The sequence below is a fragment of the Bacillus sp. FJAT-49736 genome (assembly GCF_018343615.1).
Lineage (GTDB): Bacteria > Bacillota > Bacilli > Bacillales > Bacillaceae_C > Margalitia.
On the sequence record NZ_JAGYPI010000002.1, the window covers coordinates 1,588 to 19,802 of the forward strand.

An 18,215-nucleotide genomic window follows, 5' to 3' on the forward strand; every position below is an offset into this window, starting at 1 on the left:
CAGGCAGGTTACCCACGTGTTACTCACCCGTCCGCCGCTAATCATCAGGGAGCAAGCTCCCATCTGATTCGCTCGACTTGCATGTATTAGGCACGCCGCCAGCGTTCGTCCTGAGCCAGGATCAAACTCTCCAAAAAAGTGTTTGATTAGCTCATAAAAAATTTAAAACATTGACGTTTTGTTCTGTTTAGTTTTCAAAGATCAATCTGTCGTTCCCTCTCAGAAGCGACTTTTATATAATATCATTTTATCCGAAGTGTTGTCAACACTTTTTTAAAAGAATGTTTTTGAAAAGTTTTTCTTTCAAGTCACTTTCTCTATCGGACGAATAATAATATACCATGGATACTATATGATTGCAATACTATTTTAAGATAAATTTTTATCTAGACAGCTTATGCTCATACTTTGTCCCATATACAAATATATTAGCAAAAACCAATAATAAATGGAAGGTGTATTTCAAGATGGCAATGAATTTTGCATTCGGATTATCCATATTAATGACGGTTTATTTGTTTTTTTATGCTTTCTCCGAAATAAAAAAAGAATACAAGACCGTATCACCAATAAATTATTTATTAGCTATCATAATGGCCTTTGTATTCTCTGGAATAGCATATTTATTCATTTAAAGTCGTTTTTCATGAGATAATTGTTGATTTATTGATTAAGTTCTTTTTGGGGGGATTTATCAAAAACAAAAACCAGAACGCTAAATATTATGATAATACCGCCTATTACCTGAGTCATAATGATTTTTTCATTAAATATATAATACGCTAGAATAGCGGCTCCAATAGGTTCAAAAAGGATTGCCATTGAAATGGTAGATGTGCTGATCCATTTTATACACCAATTAAAAATTGTATGCCCTAATAATGTAGGAAAAATAGCAAGCAATAAAAAATAAATCCAGTCCTGTGATGGTAAATGATAAAACGGTTCTTGCTTTATTACAACGTATATAAAAAGAACAATAGAGCTTATCCCATATACAATAAAAGTATAGGTCATTAAGGAAAGTCTTTTTCTAATATTTTGTCCTATTAATAAATATCCTGTTATGAGCGCACACGCTGCGAGTGCAATTAAGTCACCCATTAGTGCTTTTCCATTAATAGCGAAATCCCCCCAGCTTATAATAAAGCTTCCGATTACTGCAACTATCCCGCTAATAATGGATTTCAAAGAAAAAGATTCCTTGAAAATAAAAAAGGTTCCCACGAAAGCAAATAGAGGTTGAAGGGTAACAAGAACAGTGGAACTGGCTACAGATGTAAGATTCAGTGATTCAAACCATAAAATAAAATGAAATGCTAAAAACACCCCGGCAAAAATAGATTTAATCCAGTCACCTACAGAAATAAAACGAAGCTCTTTTACATTTTTAATTAGAAAAAGCGGAAGCATTAAAAGAACAGTGAAAAATAATCGATAGAATGCAATTACTCCTGCATCTGCGGATGATAATTTTACTAGAATAGCAGAAGTGGAGACAGCAATAACTCCAACCATTAACGCGATGTATGATTGTATTTTTGTAGTTTTCATTATTTTCTCCTTTTACAGCATTTTTAGATGTGTTAAAATGACTTACACCATTTTAAACCCTTTTCACTGCAAATTCCATCTGATTTATAAAAATAATATACAAAATAAAAGGGGTTCACTATATTGGAATTAATAGATAACCAGATACTATTAAAATTAGGAATTTCAGCAATACTCGGACTAATTATTGGCTTGGAGAGGGAATTAAAAAGGAAGCCTGCAGGGTTGAAAACTAGTCTTGTCATTTCGATTACAAGTTGTTTATTAACCATTGTATCAATCCAATCTGCCTATACATTCCCAAAATTCCATAACGTACCAGTCAATATGGATCCTCTTCGACTTGCTGCACAGATCGTCTCAGGAATCGGTTTTCTTGGTGCGGGAGTTATTTTAAAAAAGGGTAATGATAATATTACAGGACTGACAACCTCAGCAATGATTTGGGGAGCTGGGGCGATTGGGATTGCCGTAGGGGCTTCATTTTACTTAGAAGCTATAGCTGGTGTTGTTTTATTAATGATTAGTGTGGAAATCATTCCTGCTTTTCTCAGAAAAGTCGGTTTAAAGCAATTAAGCCAAAAGGATATTCAAATTAAAATTATTGTTCAGCATAAAGAAAATATTGATAGCGTTATTTCTAATTTAGAAACGATGCAAATTACATTAGAAAGCATAAGAATAAGAGATTTACTGGATAAAGGTCATTTAATCGAGCTTAAGGCGTTAGTCGGTTATAGGAAGCCTGTTTCTGAAATCTATACTGAAATATCAGATATAAAAGATGTTATTAGCACAGATATCGAAATTTAATAGCGGCCCCAAACGGAGCCGCCTTTTTTCAATTAATCTAATAAACTCTTTTGACACCTAAATAAATTGGTTTCCAATATACATTTTTTAAATCACTTATCATGACACCACTAGATGAGCTCGCATGAATAAATTGATTATTTCCGATGTATATTCCTGCATGAGATGGCCCAGAAGCAGTTTCAAAAAACACAATATCACCTTTTTCAGGACTTGAAACAGTTTTTGTATCATCCCATATTGATTTGACAGTTCTAGGAATCGAAATACCTTGTTTATTAAATACATAGTTTATAAACCCGGAGCAGTCAAAGCCGGATGGAGCGCTCCCTCCCCAAAGATATGGAACCCCTATATATTTTTTCGCCTCTGTAATTAGGGCATCAACATTGTATGTCTTCACATTTGTTGTAACTGCTGTTGCTTCGACTTTTTCAGTTGACAACTTTAAAACTTGGCCAACATAGATAGTGTCTGAGGTTAATCCATTGATTGTTTTCAAATCAGATACAGACATATTATTGTTTTTGGCAATTAAGGATAGACTGTCTCCAGATTTAACATTATATGATACTGGTTTTATCTTATCATTTGTTTGAATAGAATTTCCTGAATTACTGTTCACTTGTGATGCTGCCTGAATATTTAGCACTTGTCCAACTTTAATAATATCGGAGGTTAAATGATTAGCAGATTTTAAGTCAGAAACAGTTATATTATACTTTTTCGCAATGCTGGAAAGACAATCTCCTGGATTAACGGTATAACTTACATCCTTCTTTTGTACCTGAGGGGGCGAAACCAATAACTTTTGACCAAAGTGAATAATATTAGAGGATAAATTATTCCAAGCTGTTAAATCTTGAACAGTAATTTGATTATTTTGGGCAATCTTCCACAAGGTATCACCAGATTGAACAATATATTGTTTTTCACTAGCATGTGCTGCCCCACTATAAATGGATAAAAGCAAACCTGTTGTTCCAATTGCTGAAAATAATTTTCTTTTCATTCCAACACCTCTTTTAGTTGTTTTATCTAGCTGTGTAATAAAATTCTAATATAAGGGTATAGATGTTTTAAATGTTAAATTATTGGAGATTTTGGACGTTTGTTCCACCCCCTCCTTTATCAGCTAAACAGAAGGTCTTAATTTTGAATCATGAATTTAAAACAAAATAAAAAAGCGAGCCATTTAGACTCGCTTTTTCCATGCTAATTTTTACGAATTTTAACCATTGCAATTGTGATAAAGGTAAATGCAATAAACGCTAATAAAGGAATAGTTATAAAGCCAAGCCAATTAATATATTGACCAGAACACGGGACACCACTCGTACAAACTTGAATTTCCTTCATAAACGGTATTTTTTGTATACTGTAGTGATAGATAGAAACGAACATTCCAATAATTGAAAGTGGCAATACATACTTATAAACCTTCGTGTCATGATTAAACACAGCAACACCTAAAATAAACACTAATGGGTACATAAGGATGCGTTGATACCAGCAAAGGGTGCAAGGAATAAACTTCATAACCTCACTAAAATATAAGCTTCCAAGCATAGCTATAATCGCCGTTATCCAAGCAAAGCCTAAAGCCTTATTCATCTTTATTTCCCCTTTGCTGCATTATTAACTGTTTTGATTAGATCATCATACGTTTGTCCAGTGAATTTTTTTCCGTTTATAAAAAAGGTTGGAGTTGAATCGATTTTTAATTTTTCTACATATTCCTGATCTTTATTCAAAGCATTAGCATATCGATTTTCCTTAATAGCCGTTTCAACCTTTTGGACATCTTTATCACTAACAATTTCCTTTAATGTTTTTTGTAAGAAAGAGTCAGTATAAACATCGATGAGCTCGTATTTTTTATCTTCCGGTTGCTTGCTGTATAACAATTCATGAAATTTCCAAAAAGCATCATTTCCTAGCTCCCCATAAACTGCTTCGGAGAAAAGAGCTGCACGTGTAGAATCTTTATTGATAAATGGATAGTGAAAAAAGTAAAATTTAACTTTTCCGGTATCAACTAATTTTTTGATAGTTTCCGGATACACGTTTTCTGTGAAATTTTTACAAACAGGACATTTATAATCGCCAAACTCTACGATATTTACCGGGGCATCGCTTTTTCCTACATATGGCTGATTTTTATAGTCAAAGTCGAATTCAACATTATCTTTACCAGTTAATTTCGTTAGTAGAACCAATCCAATTATACAGATCACCACAAGGCCAACTACCCAAAAGAAGAAATTCCTCGAAGAATTGTTAGTGGTTTTTGATTTGGTCATTTGCTTTGCCATTATTTCACCTCAAAGATATTATTAGGACACCTCTATAATTAATAAGTGTAAGTCTTCTCTATCAAATCATACTATATTTGGATAACGAAGGTGTAATTCAATGGATAGATTTCTTCAAATTGCCACATCCATTCGTTTTTCCGAAAGTTACTTTCAGTTAGTTACTCTATATAAATAAGTAGATATAGTCAAGCTTTTAGAAAGGCTCTATTCTTGTACTATTTTATTTCGAGAATCTCATAAACATCTTATTCCAAGTTAACAATGAATCTATAGAAACGATACCCTTAGCCAAGTCAGAATTAGAATTTAATACAAATTACAAAAAACAATACTTTCAATAACGGACCCCAGAAAAATAAATGGGACCACTATAGTGATCCCATTCCCTTATTACTTATCCAGTTTTACCGATATAGCAGGAGATGAATATACCTTTAAACATTCTTCTAAATCGTTCTCTTTTAAGAGTCCCAATTGGATTGCAGATTTTATTTTTTCTTCATCTGGGCGTTTTACAATTTGAATTAAATCACTGAAGTTAAGATCTTCCAATCGCTTAACCGTTTGCTCTTCATCATACTTCTCCGTTTTTCTAATCATCCTTTGCAATTTATAGTTTCCAATTTTAACTTGTCCTTTTGTTAGGAGACCAACATTTGTGTCAAAATAAAGATGAAACGCCTTCTTGTATTCTTCCATTTTATTTTCAATGTCCTTTTTTTGCTGATTTAATTCGAAATATTTAGCCACCATTTCTTCCGTTAATACATTTTCTTTTTTTGTATTCATTTCATTTCCCCCATAATCTTAGATAATTCATCATATGGGAATAAGGGGTTATATATGACGGAAAATGAATCTGCCAGGATAAAAAGAGATACTTACTTTAGAGTTAGACAAGTTGCAGAACTTTTGCGGGCATACAAAATTTTAAGATACTACAACCGCAAACTGATAGAATCCCCATCACAAAAAGAACATTATTACCAGAAGTGGTGGTTACTTATTCCATTAACTGTCCACCTGACCTAGGAAAACTCCCATTTTGTCACAGATAACGGATTGTCTGTACGTTCCAAGCATCACATACATCCAACAAAGTTCCAAATACACACAAAAAAAACGACACTCTCCCTCGTTTTTACGAGAAACAATGTCGTTAGAAAATGTATGGAGCATAGGGGGATTGAACCCCTGACCTCTTGCATGCCATGCAAGCACTCTCCCAGCTGAGCTAATGCCCCTTTATATAATCTTATTTTAAATTATAGTAGCTTTTCCCAAAACTTCAAGTGTAATTTTGCGAAATAGTTATATAGCTTTCTTAAAGAGGAAATAATGGATGTAAGGAGCTGATTATATGCTTCAGCATATCTATTTTCGCTTTCTTCGCTGGCCAATTATCATAAAGCTGCTGCTTCTTATATTTGGTTTGATCATTTCGTTCGGGATTATCATTCATTATGTTGAACCAAAACATTTCCCAACTATTTTCACAGGAATTTGGTGGGCTGTTATTACTACTGCAACTGTTGGGTATGGAGATGTATATCCTGTAACAGTAAAGGGAAGGATTATAGGAATTTTGCTTGTCCTAACCGGTGCTGGTGTCGTTTCTGCCTATTTTGCTTCTATTGCGGCAACGACTATTCGCATGCAAAATGCTGCTATGAAAGGAACAAAAATGTTTAAAGGGAAAAATCATATTATTATAGTAGGATGGAATGGCCGTTCTAAAAATGTTATCGATCAATGGTTTCACTTAGACCAGCATCAATCCATAGTTTTAATCGATGATACACTTGAGCAAAACCCTTATCCCACACATCAAGTGCATTTTATAAAAGGTAAAGCATCTGTAGATGAGACCTTGCAGCGAGCAAATTTGCAAAAAGCAAAATATATTTTAATAACAGCCGATCAAAACGAAAATGAATCTCATGCAGATATGGGCTCTATTCTAATCTTACTGGCAGTTAAGGGATTTCATCCTGAAATTTACTGTGTAGTAGAAATTTTGATGAACGAAAACGTCATCAATGCAAAACGAGCAGGTGCAGATGAAGTTATTCAAACAAATGCTCAATCAAGCTACATAATGATGAACTCATTAATCTCACATGGAATGTCTGAAACAATCTTAATGATGCTAGATCATATACAAGGGAATCATTTAAAGTTTATATCAGTGGACGATGCTTGGAGTGAAAAAAGCTTCGAGGCAGTTAGTATGCTATTAAAAAAGAATAGAAAGCTATTGATAGGAGTAAAGAGGGGAGAGGAAACAATTATCAATCCCCCCATGGATTTCCGAATACACTCTTTCGATCAACTGCTCGTCATTTCTAATTAGCATTCATTGCAATATTTGCTCTAACTCACGAACTAGTTCCTTACCAAAATCAATATACTTTTTGGGGGTATCTGCATCTTCCTCTTTCGGTTCTTGAAACTGGTTAAAGGATGCAGATACATTTCCTGAACTTGTATAATCATCGAGATCATTTTGATAGACATGAGTCAAAATAAATGGGGTTTCTAATTCTACAATGGTTCCATCAGAATCTAAAGCACCTTCTATCGGCTTGAATGGCACTCTTAAAAATTGATACCCATCATCATCTGCCATTTTAAAATCAAAATAACCCTGGTCATAATCCCATCCTCCACCTATGGAATAGCCTATTGGCTTTAATAGTTGCTCCAATTTATACAATTCATATTGTTTTCCTTCTATTTTTGATGGAATTTTATACATAAAAAAAGCCACTCCTTTGTTTTTCATAGCTTTCCAAAGGAATGACTTTACTATTCTTATTTTTCTACATTAATCTTTTTTCTAATTCAGCTTTCTTCTCTTCAAATCCTGGTTTGCCGAGTAATGCAAACATATTTACTTTATATGCTTCGACTCCCGGTTGGTCAAATGGATTTACTCCTAATAAATATCCGCTGATAGCACAAGCCTTTTCAAAGAAATAGACAAGATATCCGAAGGTATATGCATCCAGTTTCGGTATTTCCACAATTAAATTCGGAACTCCTCCATCCGTATGAGCTAAAAGCGTTCCTTCAAAGGCTTTATTATTAACAAAATCAACTGTTTGTCCTGCAAGATAATTTAGCCCATCAAGGTCATTCTTTTCTTCTTCAATAGAAAGTTCATGGCGTGGTTTAGAAACTTTAATAACTGTTTCAAATAAATCACGGCGTCCCTCTTGAATGTATTGTCCTAATGAATGAAGGTCTGTTGAAAAATTAGCGGAAGAAGGAAATATCCCTTTTTGGTCCTTTCCTTCACTTTCTCCAAATAACTGCTTCCACCATTCAGAAAAATATTGCAATCCCGGTTCATAGTTAATAAGCATTTCGATTGTTTTTCCTTTATTATAGAGAATATTTCTAACTGCAGCATATTGATAAGCTTGGTTCTTATCCAGTTCCTCTACACTGAAATCATTTCTTGCTTGTGCTGCCCCGTTCATGATTTCTTCAATATTTGCACCGCTTACCGCAATAGGCAATAACCCAACGGCCGTTAACACAGAGTATCTTCCGCCAACATCATCCGGAATTACAAAGGTTTCATAGCCTTCTTCATCCGCGAGCGTTTTAAGAGCTCCCCTCGTTTTGTCAGTGGTTGCATAAATACGGTTTTTCGCTTCTTGAGTTCCATATTTTTCTTGCAGCAGATTCTTGAAAATCCTAAAAGCAATTGCTGGTTCAGTTGTTGTCCCAGACTTAGATATAACATTAATAGAAAAATCTTTATTTTGTAAAAGGTCCATTACATCTCTCATATAAGTAGAGCTTATATTATTCCCCAAGAATATAATTTGTGGGGATTGCCGTTTTTCCGCGGAAAGTGCGTTGTAAAAGCTATGATTGAGCATCTCGATTGCCGCTCTTGCCCCTAAATAGGAACCACCAATACCGATGACGAGCAAGACATCTGAATTACTCTTTATTTTAGCTGCTGCTTGATTAATACGCTCGAATTCTCCTTTATCATAGTTTACAGGCAGATCAATCCACCCCAAAAAGTCATTCCCTGCACCAGTTTTATCATGTAAAGAATGATGAGCTGTTTTCACAGCATCTTTTAAATATGTAAGTTCGTGTTCACCGAAAAAAGATAATGCCTTTGAATAGTCGAAGCGGATATGTTTCATTTTTATTCCTCCTTTTCCATCTCACTTTTTCACTGTAACGAAAGAAAATTTGTTTTTCAAGTTATATTCTTTTAATCATATTCGTTAGTATGAATAATTTTCATGAAGTAATGCATGCTAATAGTGAACCATTAAAAAAAGGAGGAAAACGGATGAGTGCCGTACAAAGAATCGCATTAGTGTTTACTATTATTGGCGCAATTAACTGGGGTCTCATCGGATTTTTTCAATTTGATTTAGTAGCTGCCATTTTTGGACATGCCAGTGCGTTAACGAGAATCATATATGGAATTGTTGGAATTGCCGGCCTTATTAATCTTGGATTACTATTCAAACCTAATCCGGAGCTGGAACGGTCTGAGGCAAGAACAACCCGTTAAAAAAAAAAGAAAAGCAACTCTTCATAGAAGAGTTGCTTTTCTTTTTTAAATACTTTTTTATATTCTCTTATACCCAACCTCTAAATTTAGAAGCTTCTGCCGTATTTCGAAGACCAACCATATATGCTGCTAAACGCATATTAATATTGCGTGCCTCTGCAGTTGAATATACATTATTGAATGATTCCACTAATTTTTTCTGAAGCTTTTCATTCACTTCATCCTCTGACCAATAATACCCTTGATTATTTTGCACCCATTCAAAATAAGAAACGGTTACACCACCAGCACTAGCCAGTACATCAGGTACTAATAGCACGCCATTATCTGTTAAAATTTTTGTAGCTTCCATAGTAGTAGGTCCGTTTGCAGCCTCTACAATAATAGATGCTTTAACATTATGAGCATTGTCAGCCGTAATCTGGTTGGATATGGCTGCAGGTACTAAAATATCACAATCAAGCTCAAGAAGCTCTTTATTTGTAATGGTATTTTCGAACAACGTTGTTACTGTACCAAAGCTATCACGACGATCAAGCAAATAATCGATATCTAACCCATCAGGATCATGTAAAGCTCCATATGCATCGGAGATACCAATTACTTTTGCACCGGAATCATGAAGGAATTTCGCAAGGAAGCTGCCAGCATTACCAAAGCCTTGTATAACGATGCGTGCACCTTTTAAGTTAATTCCTCTTTTTTTAGCTGCCTCTTCGATGCAAATGGTAACACCTTGAGCGGTAGCCTTCTCACGTCCTTCCGAACCACCTAATACAAGCGGTTTCCCCGTAATAAATCCTGGCGAATCATTTTCACGCAATCGGCTGTATTCATCCATCATCCATGCCATAATCTGTGAATTTGTATATACATCCGGAGCAGGAATATCTTTTGTTGGTCCAACAATTTGACTGATTGCCCGAACATAACCGCGACTAAGACGTTCAATTTCATTCATGGACATAGTTCTTGGGTCGCACTCAATTCCACCTTTTCCACCACCATATGGGAGTCCAACTATTCCGCATTTTAGGGTCATCCACATAGATAATGCCTTCACTTCATCCTCATTGACTTCAGGATGGAAACGTACCCCTCCTTTGGTTGGTCCAACAGCATCATTATGCTGTGAACGATAACCAGTAAAAACTTTTACTGTTCCATCATCCATTCTAACAGGTATCCTTACCTTCAATACACGTAATGGCTCTTTTAGGAGTTCATACATTTCATCATTAAAACCTAATTTTGAGAGTGCCTCTTGAATAATTGCTTGTGTTGATGTAAATAAATTTAGATTCTCTTCCATCGATTTCGCCTCTTTATTTGATTAATCGTGTGACGCTTGTATTGTAACATTAAGAAAGAACTTTTTTAATACGTTCAATTGCCCAATCCAAATCTTCCTTAGAAATTACTAGTGGTGGAGCAAAACGAATAACATTTTCATGTGTCTCTTTACATAATAGGCCTTCTTGTTTTAATTCTTCACAATATTTCCTTGCAGGTTCATTTAAAACAACCCCAATAAATAATCCCCTTCCGCGAACTTCTTGAATCATTGGGTTATTAATTTCTTTAAGCTTATTCATAAAGTAATCGCCAAGCTCATGGGAACGGTCTGCAAGCTTTTCATCTATTAATACATCTAATGCCGCAATGGATACAGCACATGCAAGTGGATTTCCTCCAAAAGTAGAACCATGTGATCCAGGATTGAATACACCAAGAATATCTTTATTTGCTACTACACATGAAATTGGGAAAACACCGCCTCCAAGTGCTTTACCTAAAATATACATATCCGGAGTAACCTCTTCCCAGTCACAAGCAAATAATTTTCCGGAACGGCATAATCCTGATTGAATTTCGTCTGCTATAAACAACACGTTATTTTCCTTACATAGTTCATAAGCAGCTTTTAGGAATCCTTCCGTTGGAATCACTATACCAGCTTCTCCTTGGATTGGTTCAATTAAAAATGCTGCTGTATTTGGAGTTATTGCCTTTTTTAACGCTTCAATATCACCATAAGGAATTAATTTAATTCCAGGCAACATTGGACCGAATCCTCTTTTATATTCCTCGTCTGATGAAAGAGATACCGCTGTCATCGTACGTCCGTGGAAATTTCCTTCGCAGCCGATAATTTCTGCTTGGTCAGGAGCTACACCTTTTACATCATATGCCCAGCGACGTGCTGCTTTAACAGCAGTTTCTACCGCTTCAGCGCCAGTATTCATTGGCAATACCATATCCTTATTTGTCAGCTTAGATACCTTTTCATACCAAGGTCCTAGCTGGTCGCTATGGAATGCACGTGAAGTTAATGTCACACGGTCTGCTTGCTCTTTAAGTGCTTTAATAATTTTTGGATGGCGATGTCCTTGATTGACAGCTGAATAAGCACTTAACATATCCATATACTTATTACCCTCAGGATCCTTGACCCAAACACCTTCTGCTTCAGAAATAACAACTGGTAGTGGATGATAATTATGTGCTCCATAGTTTTCTGTTTGTTCTATCAGTTTCGCTGATTTAGTAATAGTTTCCATTATAATATCCTCCAATCAAATATTAGGTGGCCTTCCACGCAAGATGGCCAGAATTGAATTTTTTTTGCGATTACAGCATTTCAGATGTAGTCTTACCTTACATATGAAGAGCTAAATAATCAGGCCCGCCTGCTTTAGAATCGGTTCCAGACATATTAAAGCCGCCAGATGGTTGGTAACCAACAATTGCACCTGTACAGCCGCGTTTAAAATATAAGTTACCGACATGGAAGTCTTCGCGAGCTTGCTCCATATGATTTCTGTTTGAGGTGATGACTGCGCCTGTCAATCCGTATTCCGTATTATTTGCAATTTCAATTGCATGTGTGAAGTCTTTTGCTTTTGAGAATGCAACAACAGGTCCAAATATTTCTTCTTGCATTAATCGAGAATTAGGATCAAGATCAGCAAAAATGGTTGGCTGTATGAAGTAGCTGCTTTCTACGTTATAACGTAACTTTCTAAAAAGAATCTCATAACCAAGTGCAAAAAATATTTGCATTTAGAAAACCCTTACAATATAATAATGCAAAAATACGTTGCATAATTCAAGTCTTTTTTATAAAAAATTTCAGGGGTGGTTTCAAATGGATAATGAAACCTTATTGGCAATTTATAAAATCATTCTAGATTATTTAGATGTGGGGGTTCATGCAGTAGATAAAGATGGTAAAACCGTTATTTACAATAAGAAAATGATGGAAATAGAAGGCATGGACATAGAGGATGTTCTTGACAAAAATATCCTGGACGTATTTCAATTTTTTCAAGATGAAGAAAGTACACTGATGAAAATTTTGAAATCTGGTGAATCTATCCTTAATTACAAGCAAAAGTATTTTAACAATAAAGGCATGGAAATTAACACAGTTCATAACTCCTATCCTCTTACAAATGAGGGTGGAACGATAGGTGCAGTAGAAATTGTCCGTGATGTCACAAAGCTTGAAAGAATTCTCGACAGCAGCAAGTTTATAAAAAGCGAATCGGACGCTTATACCTTTGAGCAAGTAGAAGCCAATAAATGGTTCCCTCAAGATGTATTGGTTGTAGCAAAACAAGCTTCCACAATGTCTTCCCCACTATTAGTCATTGGGGAGCATGGAACATTCAAAAATATTATTGCCCAATGCATCCATTACAATAGTGCATTAGAAGGAAATTTTTATTCCCAAAATTGTGCAGAGCTTTCAGATGTCTATATGGAAAAATTATTATTTGGCGATAAGGATCAAGCTGGTATATTGGAAATTGCTGATGGAGGTACTCTTTTGCTGGAGGAAATCCACTTCCTTCCGATAGAAATACAAACAAGATTGCTATCTTCTTTGAAAAATAAAAAAGTAATGCGACTTGGTGAGAGGGTGGAAAGGCCGACAAACGTTAGGATCATTGGCAGCATAAGTGATGATCCTATTAACGCCATTGGGGAAGGCAAGTTCTTAAAAGAGCTTTTTTATTTTTTCAGTCAATCATCGATTGTCATTCCGCCATTGAGAGATCGCAAAAAGGACATTCCGGAAATGGTGAAGGTTTTAATAAAAAAATATAATGAAAGATTTCAGATGAATGTAAGATCAGTTTCAAAAGAAGTGCTATATGAGCTTAAAGAGTATGACTGGCCAGGCAATATGAAAGAATTAGAGCATATCATTGAAAACACGATGAAATTAATGAGAGATGAGGATTTCATTGACTCTCATCATTTACCTGCCAATTTCAACCATAAGACAGCGGAGGAGAATGAGTTTTTATTTCATAAGGATAAAGAAATAAAACCTTTGGAGGATTATTTACAGGAGGCAGAAATTTATTATATACAAAAGGCATTGCAATTTCATGATTACAATATTACAAAAACAGCAAACTCCTTGCAAATGAGCAGGCAAAACCTTCAATATCGGCTACGCAAGCATGGTATTGCAAAAAAATAAAAGTAAAGCCAGTGGCTTTACTTTTATTTTTTGATTAAATCTTCCCGTTCTGATTGAGAAATCCATTCTTGTAATTTTTCTTTTAGGGTATTAAAGCCCTCAGTTGGTTCCTCTGTTTTTACGCTAATTTGACGGCGACGAGGTTTTGCAGCCGGTTGAGCCGCTTTAGGAGCTTCCTCTGTTGCACGGATTGAAAGGCTGATTTTTCCGCTTTCTTCATCAACAGAAAGAACTTTTACCTTCACTTCATCGCCAACCTTTAAATGATCATGAATATCTTTCACAAAGCCGTGCTTAATTTCAGAAATATGAACTAATCCTTGAGTTTCTCCATCTAGTGCAATAAACGCTCCGTAAGGCTGAATTCCCGCTACCTTTCCAGTTATAACTGATCCAATTTCATAATTTGTTGTCATGGAACCACTCCTAATAATATTAATATTTTTCTCCTGTATATACGCAATAAAAAATTATATCATAACAGCCTTATTGAAGCAAAAATAAGCTTATCCACATTCGAATACTATATTCAATTAAACCGCATATTTGATACAAAAAATTCAAAATGCTAAATAAATGGCAATTATATTATTGTGGTACAATATAGGAAAATGCTTTCATTAGGAGGAATGTACAATTGGCTTCTTTTGCAGAAAATCTTAGATTTTACCGTGAACAAAGAAATATGTCCCAAGAGGAATTAGCGTTAAAGGCAAGATTAGGAACAGCGGTGATTGAAAAATACGAATCCGGAGAACAGGTTCCAAATACAGATACCATCTTTAAGCTTTCTACTATTTTAGATGTACCGGCATCATCATTATCCGGTGAAGATTAATAATATCAGGAATAATTTTTTCTTTACCTAGTTTATTATTATTGAAAATTGGTTATCCTTATACCACAAGGCTTTCTGATAGTGGAGGCTCAATACAGTTGGGCTAAAACTACACTAGTATTCCCCCTTTTTATTTATTTTTTGACGAGACAAGCTTGCCTCGTCCTTTTTTTTTAGAAAAAAAGGACGAATTCATTTCGCCCTTTATTATTTTAAAGCTCACATGATGCTTGCTGCTGTATGGATATTAATGTGTTAGCTATATTCATGCAGCTGTCTAGTGGTATAACTTCCTCATAAGAAAATTCATAAATAGTTTGAATGCTCTTTGCTAAAGCTTGAACATCATCCCCAATTTCATGCACCACTTGAATCACATCCACAATTTCTGTCTCATAAGCATCCGAGCCATAGCCAAAAGGATCCCAATCCTGGAGGGAAACCCTTAGCTTCCAATTCATCTCTTGCATATTCACTTTAACATCACCCAGGTTCATTCTACCACACTAGTGAAGCCTGGCACTAAGTCTATGTGGTTCCTTGTATCACTTGTGTAGTCCCACTTGTGGACAATTATAGATATGGCAGTTTTTGTATAGAATATAATTTTGTAACAAATCTTATTATAGTCATTGCTCGGTGCTTTTTTCTAAAGAAGTTTTTCTTCATTACAGAAATGGGCCATTACTAAGAATTTTGTTTAAAAAAGCAACAAAGTTTAAAACGAGCCTTATATAAAAAGAGACCAACAAAACTTATAGTAATGTTGGCCTTTGCTTATTATTTGTTTTCCATATTTCTGCGAATCTTTTCTTCCATTTCATTTGCTTTTGATAATTGTTTTTTATTAACCTTTAAAATAACGATAAAGGTAATCACAGCTAAAATGGCAAAAATAGATAATGAAATAAATGCCGGGATATATTCTCTTTTATCCTCCGGGAAATATAGGAACAAATTTAAAACCATTGCATGTAAAGGGTTAAGCATGAAAATCTCCCTTTCGATCAAATAAATTTATGGAGCATAATATTATATCATAACCATTGCTTTTATTATATCAATTTCCCATATTGAAAACCAATAGCGGTGATTGACAACTTTTTTACAAAATAAAGAGCTGCATTTTAGCAGCTCTTTATTTTAATACAGTTATTTTTTCAATAACAACGTCTTCTTCCGGTTTATCATGCATTTTTGTTGAAACGGACGCAATTTTATCTACTACATCCATCCCCTCAATTACATGACCAAACACAGTATGGCGGAAATCAAGCCAAGGAGTGCCGCCGTTTTCTGTATAAGTATTCACAATCTCTTCTGGGTATCCAGCTTGTACTAGCTGTGCCTTCATGCTAGGATCCATTTGTTTGCTTTGAACGATAAAAAATTGACTTCCGTTTGTGTTAGGACCTGCATTAGCCATGGACAATGCTCCGCGCAAATTGAATAGCTCTTTAGAAAATTCATCCTCGAAAGCTTCTCCGTAGATACTTTGGCCACCTGTACCATTTCCAGAAGGATCCCCGCCTTGGATCATAAAGCCATTAATGACGCGATGGAAAATAATGCCCTCATAATAGCCGTTTTCACTATGTGTAACAAAATTTTCGACTGTTTTTGGTGCATGCTCAGGGAATAACTTAATTTTAATAGTCCCCATATTGGTCTTCATTTCAACAAGCTTTTCATTTTCCAACACTTCATTCGTTAATTGCGGATATGTATATTGTTCTGTCATCGGTTCAATCTCCTTTATTTGTATGTCATTACTCTTCCTTACTTTACTAGAATTTTGCCGTTAAGCCAAGCATCCATACCTTTTCTTTGCTTTTTTTTTAAACTTCTTCATAATAATGAATATATTTACCAGTGCAGAGTGGAGGAGATTACTCATGGAAATAGGACAAATTGTCACCTTTTTTAATAAAACAGGAAAATATGTTGGAGAAATTACAGCATGCTATTCTGATCGATATTTAGTTAAAACCTTGGCTGTATTAAAGCATCCAATGCAAGGTGATCTGCATCATCCGAAGGAAACAGAAGTAGCTTTTTTTCACGAAAGAAAAGCATTGGCATATCGTGAGCAAACTAATATCCCGTTGAAAATGGTTAAGCCTTATGAGGGGGATGTACCGGATTATAGTGAGTCATTACAAGATGCTTTTCATAAGCTCTATGGAGAATTAAATTCGGAAGAGAATGCATTTAATCGAAAAAGCATCGAGTGCTTAAATAGTATTCAAAAGGAATATGCAGCGATGTATTCGATAAATTGGTAATCACCAATACCATCTTTCTAAATAAAAAGGAAAACAATCTATTTAGAAACAGATTGTTTTCCTTTTTTACTTCTTCTTAGGTACTACAGCCATCGTACATCTAGATAAACAAATTAAATTCTCTTCCTCATCTTTAATTTGAATTTGCCAAACTTGAGTGCTTTTCCCCTTATGTACCACTTCAGCAACAGCCGTTACTTTCCCATCACGTTTGGAGCGAATATGATTAGCGTTAATTTCTAATCCAAAGCAGATTTCTGTCTCCAGATCTATTAAATTTGCAGCCCCAACACTCGCCACGGTTTCCGCTAACGCTACAGATGCTCCCCCATGTAAATAGCCAAATGGCTGACGTGTATTCTCATTAACCGGCATTGTTGCAACTACCTTGCCTTCCTGTAACTCAATCATTTCAATTCCAAGTGCTTCAATTAAAGTATTTTTAACGTCCACCTTGCTGCCTCCTCTCTTGTATTAGCTCATTATTACATATTCAAGAAATAACTTAAAAATCCTTTTCATAATTATTGATTTTCCACATACTGTTTAAAGATGACTTACTCATAAGAAAGGGATGAATGGATGAGAAGGTATCCACCATATTATTATCACTATCCTCCTTACCCCAAATATTGTTATCCTCTTCGTCAATACCTTCCAGTAGATCCTAAAATGTTTATGAATTCTGCGAGGAAAATGGACCCGCTAATAAAGGATGCACAAGCTTTAATGCGTCATATTTCAACCACAGAAGCATTTGCCAAAAAATTAATGGATGCAGCTCAGCATTCTAAAATAAATGAAGTCAAAAAAATGATTTCAGAAACAGGTATTAAAAGTAAATCCGAGATTCGTTTTAATCCAAGTGGGCTCATCCTTATCTTAACACCGAAAAACGACCCTTCTGATTGCTGTCATGTTGAATTGCGTGTTAGATGGATGTAAAAAGCAAGTATCCAACAGAGACTTTTTCTCTCTCTGGTAATACTTGCTTTATTTTAATAAAGCTCTTTTCTTAAACCTTGTTGCTATTTCAAACAAAAATCTTAATAAAGTCATGATGATTGATTATGAATGAATAAGTTTCTTAAGAAAAGATGCCCCGAGCTAAGACTATATTAGAATATATATAACAATATACGAAAACAGCCTTTAATAATATGGTCCATACCCTCCATAAGGTGGATACGGATAGCCTCCGGGATAAGGGTACCCGCCATATATCGGCGGTCGTGGTCTAATTAGGGCACTGCCAAGCAATCCTCCAACAAATCCACCAATTAGCGGTGCACCAATTAGAAATGGAAATTGCCGATTTTGATAGGGAACAGGTGCATGATGATAATAGTTCAAAATAGGT

Annotated in this window: 24 protein-coding genes and 1 tRNA gene; 8 read left to right on the plus strand and 17 right to left on the minus strand. The window is 35.2% G+C overall.

Annotation, left to right across the window (positions count from 1 at the left end; translation table 11 throughout):
- Positions 1–467: 467 nt before the first annotated feature.
- A complete protein-coding gene (locus tag KHA87_RS11590) occupies positions 468–635 on the plus strand; it encodes a hypothetical protein (protein WP_213094334.1) in 168 nt (55 codons plus the stop codon).
- A 28-nt stretch (positions 636–663) separates the two neighbouring features.
- Here the strand turns inward: KHA87_RS11590 and KHA87_RS11595 are convergent, their stop codons facing one another.
- Positions 664–1,554 (minus strand): DMT family transporter, encoded by an 891-nt coding sequence (locus KHA87_RS11595; protein ID WP_213094335.1) that lies wholly within the window; start codon positions 1,552–1,554, stop codon positions 664–666.
- A 123-nt stretch (positions 1,555–1,677) separates the two neighbouring features.
- On the opposite strand from KHA87_RS11595, the gene KHA87_RS11600 reads away from it, so the two are divergent.
- A complete protein-coding gene (locus tag KHA87_RS11600) occupies positions 1,678–2,367 on the plus strand; it encodes an MgtC/SapB family protein (RefSeq protein WP_213094336.1) in 690 nt (229 codons plus the stop codon).
- A 37-nt stretch (positions 2,368–2,404) separates the two neighbouring features.
- On the opposite strand, the gene KHA87_RS11605 is transcribed toward KHA87_RS11600, so the two are convergent.
- The 5 genes from KHA87_RS11605 to KHA87_RS11625 form a co-directional block, all read right to left on the minus strand.
- Complete coding sequence (locus KHA87_RS11605) at positions 2,405–3,379, minus strand: C40 family peptidase (RefSeq protein ID WP_213094337.1); 975 nt, start codon at positions 3,377–3,379, stop codon at positions 2,405–2,407.
- Positions 3,380–3,582: 203 nt separating this feature from the next.
- A complete protein-coding gene (locus tag KHA87_RS11610) occupies positions 3,583–3,981 on the minus strand; it encodes a disulfide oxidoreductase (RefSeq protein ID WP_213094338.1) in 399 nt (132 codons plus the stop codon).
- Positions 3,982–3,983: 2 nt separating this feature from the next.
- Complete coding sequence (locus KHA87_RS11615; protein ID WP_213094339.1) at positions 3,984–4,682, minus strand: DsbA family protein; 699 nt, start codon at positions 4,680–4,682, stop codon at positions 3,984–3,986.
- A gap of 393 nt (positions 4,683–5,075) precedes the next feature.
- A complete protein-coding gene (locus KHA87_RS11620; RefSeq protein WP_213094340.1) occupies positions 5,076–5,474 on the minus strand; it encodes a hypothetical protein in 399 nt (132 codons plus the stop codon).
- A 382-nt stretch (positions 5,475–5,856) separates the two neighbouring features.
- Positions 5,857–5,929, minus strand: a tRNA-Ala gene (locus tag KHA87_RS11625).
- A gap of 116 nt (positions 5,930–6,045) precedes the next feature.
- Between KHA87_RS11625 and KHA87_RS11630 the strand changes: the two genes are divergently transcribed.
- The gene (locus KHA87_RS11630) at positions 6,046–7,038 is read left to right on the plus strand and encodes a potassium channel family protein (RefSeq protein ID WP_213094341.1); all 993 of its coding nucleotides are present in this window, start codon (positions 6,046–6,048) and stop codon (positions 7,036–7,038) included.
- Positions 7,039–7,041: 3 nt separating this feature from the next.
- Here the strand turns inward: KHA87_RS11630 and KHA87_RS11635 are convergent, their stop codons facing one another.
- Positions 7,042–7,443, minus strand: a complete 402-nt coding sequence (locus tag KHA87_RS11635) for a YugN-like family protein (RefSeq protein WP_213094342.1) — start codon at positions 7,441–7,443, stop codon at positions 7,042–7,044.
- Positions 7,444–7,507: 64 nt separating this feature from the next.
- Positions 7,508–8,857 (minus strand): glucose-6-phosphate isomerase, encoded by a 1,350-nt coding sequence (locus KHA87_RS11640; protein ID WP_213094343.1) that lies wholly within the window; start codon positions 8,855–8,857, stop codon positions 7,508–7,510.
- Positions 8,858–9,009: 152 nt separating this feature from the next.
- Between KHA87_RS11640 and KHA87_RS11645 the strand changes: the two genes are divergently transcribed.
- Positions 9,010–9,237 (plus strand): DUF378 domain-containing protein, encoded by a 228-nt coding sequence (locus KHA87_RS11645; protein WP_213094344.1) that lies wholly within the window; start codon positions 9,010–9,012, stop codon positions 9,235–9,237.
- A 67-nt stretch (positions 9,238–9,304) separates the two neighbouring features.
- Here KHA87_RS11645 and KHA87_RS11650 read toward each other — a convergent pair whose 3' ends face one another.
- The 3 genes from KHA87_RS11650 to KHA87_RS11660 all read right to left on the minus strand — a co-directional run bounded on the left by KHA87_RS11650 (position 9,305) and on the right by KHA87_RS11660 (position 12,300).
- Positions 9,305–10,549, minus strand: coding sequence for a Glu/Leu/Phe/Val family dehydrogenase (locus KHA87_RS11650; RefSeq protein WP_213094345.1), 1,245 nt, complete (start codon positions 10,547–10,549; stop codon positions 9,305–9,307).
- A 49-nt stretch (positions 10,550–10,598) separates the two neighbouring features.
- Positions 10,599–11,798 carry an ornithine--oxo-acid transaminase gene (locus tag KHA87_RS11655; RefSeq protein WP_213094346.1) on the minus strand — a complete coding sequence of 400 codons (1,200 nt, stop codon included), beginning with the start codon at positions 11,796–11,798 and terminating at the stop codon, positions 10,599–10,601.
- Positions 11,799–11,895: 97 nt separating this feature from the next.
- On the minus strand, positions 11,896–12,300 hold the full coding sequence (locus KHA87_RS11660; protein ID WP_283249443.1) for an aldehyde dehydrogenase family protein: 405 nt from the start codon (positions 12,298–12,300) through the stop codon (positions 11,896–11,898).
- An 85-nt stretch (positions 12,301–12,385) separates the two neighbouring features.
- Here KHA87_RS11660 and KHA87_RS11665 point away from each other — a divergent pair, with 85 nt between their 5' ends.
- Positions 12,386–13,732 carry a sigma 54-interacting transcriptional regulator gene (locus KHA87_RS11665; RefSeq protein ID WP_213094347.1) on the plus strand — a complete coding sequence of 449 codons (1,347 nt, stop codon included), beginning with the start codon at positions 12,386–12,388 and terminating at the stop codon, positions 13,730–13,732.
- A gap of 23 nt (positions 13,733–13,755) precedes the next feature.
- Here the strand turns inward: KHA87_RS11665 and yugI are convergent, their stop codons facing one another.
- On the minus strand, positions 13,756–14,148 hold the full coding sequence (yugI, locus tag KHA87_RS11670; protein ID WP_213094348.1) for a S1 domain-containing post-transcriptional regulator GSP13: 393 nt from the start codon (positions 14,146–14,148) through the stop codon (positions 13,756–13,758).
- Between the two features lie 221 nt (positions 14,149–14,369).
- Here yugI and KHA87_RS11675 point away from each other — a divergent pair, with 221 nt between their 5' ends.
- Entirely contained in the window at positions 14,370–14,570 is a 201-nt protein-coding gene (locus KHA87_RS11675) for a helix-turn-helix domain-containing protein (RefSeq protein WP_213094349.1), read from the plus strand.
- Between the two features lie 212 nt (positions 14,571–14,782).
- Here KHA87_RS11675 and KHA87_RS11680 read toward each other — a convergent pair whose 3' ends face one another.
- The 3 genes from KHA87_RS11680 to KHA87_RS11690 form a co-directional block, all read right to left on the minus strand.
- Entirely contained in the window at positions 14,783–15,040 is a 258-nt protein-coding gene (locus tag KHA87_RS11680) for a DUF1871 family protein (RefSeq protein WP_249310423.1), read from the minus strand.
- A 310-nt stretch (positions 15,041–15,350) separates the two neighbouring features.
- Positions 15,351–15,560: a hypothetical protein gene (locus KHA87_RS11685; RefSeq protein ID WP_213094350.1), complete on the minus strand. Its 210-nt coding sequence runs from the start codon at positions 15,558–15,560 to the stop codon at positions 15,351–15,353.
- Positions 15,561–15,708: 148 nt separating this feature from the next.
- Positions 15,709–16,311 (minus strand): peptidylprolyl isomerase, encoded by a 603-nt coding sequence (locus KHA87_RS11690; RefSeq protein WP_213094351.1) that lies wholly within the window; start codon positions 16,309–16,311, stop codon positions 15,709–15,711.
- A 154-nt stretch (positions 16,312–16,465) separates the two neighbouring features.
- On the opposite strand from KHA87_RS11690, the gene kapB reads away from it, so the two are divergent.
- Positions 16,466–16,855 (plus strand): kinase-associated lipoprotein KapB, encoded by a 390-nt coding sequence (gene kapB / locus KHA87_RS11695; RefSeq protein WP_213094352.1) that lies wholly within the window; start codon positions 16,466–16,468, stop codon positions 16,853–16,855.
- Between the two features lie 66 nt (positions 16,856–16,921).
- Here kapB and KHA87_RS11700 read toward each other — a convergent pair whose 3' ends face one another.
- Positions 16,922–17,308, minus strand: a complete 387-nt coding sequence (locus KHA87_RS11700; RefSeq protein WP_213094353.1) for a hotdog fold thioesterase — start codon at positions 17,306–17,308, stop codon at positions 16,922–16,924.
- Positions 17,309–17,437: 129 nt separating this feature from the next.
- On the opposite strand from KHA87_RS11700, the gene KHA87_RS11705 reads away from it, so the two are divergent.
- Complete coding sequence (locus KHA87_RS11705; RefSeq protein WP_213094354.1) at positions 17,438–17,800, plus strand: YuzC family spore coat inner layer protein; 363 nt, start codon at positions 17,438–17,440, stop codon at positions 17,798–17,800.
- 207 nt (positions 17,801–18,007) lie between these two features.
- On the opposite strand, the gene KHA87_RS11710 is transcribed toward KHA87_RS11705, so the two are convergent.
- Positions 18,008–18,208: a hypothetical protein gene (locus KHA87_RS11710; protein WP_213094355.1), complete on the minus strand. Its 201-nt coding sequence runs from the start codon at positions 18,206–18,208 to the stop codon at positions 18,008–18,010.
- Between the last annotated feature and the right edge of the window lie 7 nt (positions 18,209–18,215).

Excerpts from the sequence above, each read along its gene's own strand:
- KHA87_RS11590 (WP_213094334.1), top strand. The coding sequence starts at position 468 with ATGGCAATGAATTTTGCATTCGGATTATCCATATTAATGACGGTTTAT.
- KHA87_RS11595 (WP_213094335.1), bottom strand. The coding sequence starts at position 1,554 with ATGAAAACTACAAAAATACAATCATACATCGCGTTAATGGTTGGAGTT.
- KHA87_RS11605 (WP_213094337.1), bottom strand. The coding sequence starts at position 3,379 with ATGAAAAGAAAATTATTTTCAGCAATTGGAACAACAGGTTTGCTTTTA.
- KHA87_RS11610 (WP_213094338.1), bottom strand. The coding sequence starts at position 3,981 with ATGAATAAGGCTTTAGGCTTTGCTTGGATAACGGCGATTATAGCTATG.
- KHA87_RS11615 (WP_213094339.1), bottom strand. The coding sequence starts at position 4,682 with ATGGCAAAGCAAATGACCAAATCAAAAACCACTAACAATTCTTCGAGG.
- KHA87_RS11620 (WP_213094340.1), bottom strand. The coding sequence starts at position 5,474 with ATGAATACAAAAAAAGAAAATGTATTAACGGAAGAAATGGTGGCTAAA.
- KHA87_RS11630 (WP_213094341.1), top strand. The coding sequence starts at position 6,046 with ATGCTTCAGCATATCTATTTTCGCTTTCTTCGCTGGCCAATTATCATA.
- KHA87_RS11635 (WP_213094342.1), bottom strand. The coding sequence starts at position 7,443 with ATGTATAAAATTCCATCAAAAATAGAAGGAAAACAATATGAATTGTAT.
- KHA87_RS11640 (WP_213094343.1), bottom strand. The coding sequence starts at position 8,857 with ATGAAACATATCCGCTTCGACTATTCAAAGGCATTATCTTTTTTCGGT.
- KHA87_RS11645 (WP_213094344.1), top strand. The coding sequence starts at position 9,010 with ATGAGTGCCGTACAAAGAATCGCATTAGTGTTTACTATTATTGGCGCA.
- KHA87_RS11650 (WP_213094345.1), bottom strand. The coding sequence starts at position 10,549 with ATGGAAGAGAATCTAAATTTATTTACATCAACACAAGCAATTATTCAA.
- KHA87_RS11655 (WP_213094346.1), bottom strand. The coding sequence starts at position 11,798 with ATGGAAACTATTACTAAATCAGCGAAACTGATAGAACAAACAGAAAAC.
- KHA87_RS11660 (WP_283249443.1), bottom strand. The coding sequence starts at position 12,300 with ATGCAAATATTTTTTGCACTTGGTTATGAGATTCTTTTTAGAAAGTTA.
- KHA87_RS11665 (WP_213094347.1), top strand. The coding sequence starts at position 12,386 with ATGGATAATGAAACCTTATTGGCAATTTATAAAATCATTCTAGATTAT.
- yugI (WP_213094348.1), bottom strand. The coding sequence starts at position 14,148 with ATGACAACAAATTATGAAATTGGATCAGTTATAACTGGAAAGGTAGCG.
- KHA87_RS11680 (WP_249310423.1), bottom strand. The coding sequence starts at position 15,040 with ATGCAAGAGATGAATTGGAAGCTAAGGGTTTCCCTCCAGGATTGGGAT.
- KHA87_RS11685 (WP_213094350.1), bottom strand. The coding sequence starts at position 15,560 with ATGCTTAACCCTTTACATGCAATGGTTTTAAATTTGTTCCTATATTTC.
- KHA87_RS11690 (WP_213094351.1), bottom strand. The coding sequence starts at position 16,311 with ATGACAGAACAATATACATATCCGCAATTAACGAATGAAGTGTTGGAA.
- kapB (WP_213094352.1), top strand. The coding sequence starts at position 16,466 with ATGGAAATAGGACAAATTGTCACCTTTTTTAATAAAACAGGAAAATAT.
- KHA87_RS11705 (WP_213094354.1), top strand. The coding sequence starts at position 17,438 with ATGAGAAGGTATCCACCATATTATTATCACTATCCTCCTTACCCCAAA.